Raw genomic sequence first — 3,442 nt, 5'->3', positions numbered from 1 at the left:
TTATGTAGTTTTTATTATTACATTATAGGTAATCTTCTGGCGGGAAGGGAGTAATATCGTCGAATATTCAGGAAATTTCCCCAGAAGAAATACCAGAAAAATTTTCATTTTGCCAAGCTCTAATAAACATATATATGCTTGTTTTTGCTTCATCAAATCTTTCCATCTATCCTGACTCAGCGGAAAACCACAGACATTTTAATTTTCTGAGAGCTACCCAAAAAAGTCGACGTGTCAAAGAATATTCGGTTGCATCCTCACTTTAATTGTGATATTGTAAGGATTAACTGGGGTTTATCGTCCATAAGCATGACTTTTTATTCAACTAAATAGTATAGAGTCTGCTGAATAAAGTCTTTTTGCTCTTTGCAGGGAGTAGTTAAGAGAGGATGAACAGAGAGTTATAGAAACTGAATTAACCTTGATTAACTTCCTCGATAACCCAATGAAAAGTTTCCATTACTTGCTCCAATGCCTCATCATCTTGTAACGTTGATAAACGTAAGCTAGGCGCTCTAAACTCCTCAGAATTTCCTGGTAAAGCTAAACCTATAGAACTAAGTTTAGACCTCAACTCCAACCATTTACTGTCACTATTAAATGGAGGTTGACAACTATAATTATTAGAGTAAATTTCCAGACGACCAGAAATATCAATACTAAACAACTCTAGACTTTTTCTTCCTGCTTGATTAACTATTGCTGCAAAACCACCGTAAACATCCCCTGTACCCCACTGAATTTTCACTAAAGGTTCTTGAGTTTTAGCCCAGTTATGAATTTTAATGACTATTGATGCTTCATCAGAACCCCATCTTGTTTTGAACTCTGGAAAGAAAGATGCCTCATCCCACTTCCTTCTTTCACGAGTTGTGCTTGATTTTTTAAGTTGCGCTTCTGTAGTTTGACCAATTACTCTAGGAACTAAAGTTCTTAAACCTTCTTGACTAACATACTGTTTAATTTCTAGTGCTAAAATTTCTACTGGATCCATCTGTCCATTGAGAAACTCTACTATTCTTCTTAGTTCCGCTGGAATATCCTCTGCCACAAATACTAAACGAATTTTCCCTGCTTGCAGATTTGTTTTAACTTTCTGCCAAAATTTTTCCTCATTAGCATCTGTCCCCAAAAACTCTTCAAATACTTGTTCTGGATCGCGACCATTTTCTCGGCAATTAACTTCAAACTTAGCAATAATTGATTCCAGAGGCCAATAAATTCCTGCATTAGCAGCATAATCAATCATTTGACCTACTACTTTTTGACGAGCTTCTGTATTGTAAGTTGGTTTAACTTCTACCAATGTTGGAATTGCTTCTTGATCGAGAAATAAATGAGATAATGCCCATTCCTGAGTTATGTCTTCTTCTTTTGATGTTGCTATTTCCCGTGAAATTAATAACCATCGTCTAGGGGTACCTCTGTCTATATCATCTCCTGCTAGGAGATTAGGATAAGTTTCCAGAAATTCTTGTAGTTGATCTTCGGAATCATAAGCTTGTTCTGTCATTTCCACAAGTTGGTCGTTATCCTGAATTAAATAAATACCTCCTCCCATGAATATACCCCTATTGTTAAGTTATAAAGTTAAAAGTTAAAATTATTACAAATTCTAATTTAACTAGCTATCAGCTTTTCCTTACGGAATGCTCCGCAAACAGCATTTAAAACAGCATTTAGTTTTCATCCATTATACACCATGAGAGGATGTTGGTGTTAGCCTTGTGAAGCAATCAGCATATTACTGAGTGCTGAATGCTACTTTATTACTGATTCATCAATAACTCCTGCAAATACTTTTTTTGCTGGTCCAGTCATATAAATTTTCTGGTCTGTAGTTGACCATTCAATTTGTAAACAACCTCCAGGTAGCTCTACTGTAACTAAGTGCTCATTATTCTGAGTTAACACCCCTGCTACCACTGACGCACAAGCACCTGTACCACAAGCTAGTGTTGCACCAGCTCCTCTTTCCCATACTCGCATTTTTACATATTTTGGGCTAATAACTTGAATAAATTCTGTATTAGTACGTTCTGGAAATACTGAGTTATTTTCAAATTCAGGACCTATTTTTGCTAAATCTATAACAGTAACATCTTCCACGAAAGTTATGCAGTGGGGATTTCCCATACTCACACAGGTGACAGACCAAGACTTTCCAGCTACTTCTAGGGATCGATCTATGACTTTTTCATCGGGATTACTCAAAGTTGTCGGTATTTCAGATGCCAATAGTCTTGGTTTTCCCATATCAACTGTTACTTGGCCATCAGATTGTAATTCAGGAACGATCAGACCAGCGCCAGTATAAATATTATATTTAGTTTTATTATTATTTTCTAGTTCTGCTATAAACTTCGCTAAACATCTAATCCCATTTCCACACATTTCTGGTTCCGAACCATCGGAATTGAAAATCCGCATGGTATAATCAGCTTGCTCTTCTCCAGGTAGGGCAAAAATTACACCATCTGCACCAATACCAAAATTGCGATCGCATAATTTTATCGCTTGTTCTGGTGTTAGTATAGGCTGCGATTGGTAGCGATTATCAATCAAAATAAAATCGTTACCTAAACCATGATATTTAGTAAATGATATTGTCATTATTATTCTGCTCCAATAATTTAGGTAAAAATTTACTCTAACAGAAAATATATTAAATAGTAATTATGTCTGATTTTGATACCAGTTTGCCAAGTACCCGCCAAATTCAAACCTATATCAAAGAGAAAAAAGAAGTAGAAATGAAACTAATTACTAACGACCTTCATGTAGGAAAAGTTTTCTGGCAAGACCAAAATTGTATCTGCCTTTTAGATCAGTATGATTTACCAATTCTAATTTGGCGACAATCTATTGTTTATCTCAAACCCAAAAACTAATACTAATTGACACGACACTTAATTTATCAACTTAACTATTTTAAACTATTTCGTTCCATAGCGGTAGTAACTCTTCCACGGTGGTAATCTACTAAAGTTAGATAGAATTAATTACCGAATAATTAAGGTTTAAAGCCTCTCCTTTAAAGGAGAAACAAGAAAAATTTTCCCTACTGCCTCAATCCTCTTCATTTTAGGGAGAGGTAATTATCAATTATTCATTATCAATTATCAATTATTGAAACACTCATTAAATCTTCAATCCTTATCTGGCCTAGATACTAATATACCTAAGTTTGTAAATAATTCTGTTCGATTACTTACCACATTCTTATTTTCATTGAAAACCAGTAATTTCCACCTTCTATTGAATAATAATGTCCTATGGGAAAGGCAGTAAAGCTTCAAATCTACGAAAATTTATCTTACTAGGTTGACACAACTAAGTTATTGTGGATTACAGCGGTTTTCATATTAATAAACCACAATGATACTGACTCCTTACTCCTTACTCATTACTCCTTACTCATTACTCCTACAACAGTTTTGTG

The 3,442-nt window shown here is 34.9% G+C and carries 3 protein-coding genes; 1 reads left to right on the top strand and 2 read right to left on the bottom strand.

Features of this window, described 5'->3' with window-relative positions:
- Nucleotides 1-415 precede the first annotated feature (415 nt).
- Nucleotides 416-1,561: a hypothetical protein gene (locus ACP6PL_RS15950; protein ID WP_426546249.1), complete on the bottom strand. Its 1,146-nt coding sequence runs from the start codon at nucleotides 1,559-1,561 to the stop codon at nucleotides 416-418.
- Nucleotides 1,562-1,761: 200 nt separating this feature from the next.
- On the bottom strand, nucleotides 1,762-2,613 hold the full coding sequence (gene dapF / locus ACP6PL_RS15945; protein WP_426546248.1) for a diaminopimelate epimerase: 852 nt from the start codon (nucleotides 2,611-2,613) through the stop codon (nucleotides 1,762-1,764).
- Nucleotides 2,614-2,678: 65 nt separating this feature from the next.
- On the opposite strand from dapF, the gene ACP6PL_RS15940 reads away from it, so the two are divergent.
- Nucleotides 2,679-2,891, top strand: coding sequence for an Hfq-related RNA-binding protein (locus ACP6PL_RS15940; protein ID WP_293101010.1), 213 nt, complete (start codon nucleotides 2,679-2,681; stop codon nucleotides 2,889-2,891).
- Nucleotides 2,892-3,442 lie beyond the last annotated feature (551 nt).

The sequence above is a fragment of the Dapis purpurea BLCC-M126 genome, assembly GCF_050015975.1.
Lineage (GTDB): Bacteria > Cyanobacteriota > Cyanobacteriia > Cyanobacteriales > Microcoleaceae > Trichodesmium.
This window is presented reverse-complemented; position numbering and strand designations above follow the sequence as displayed.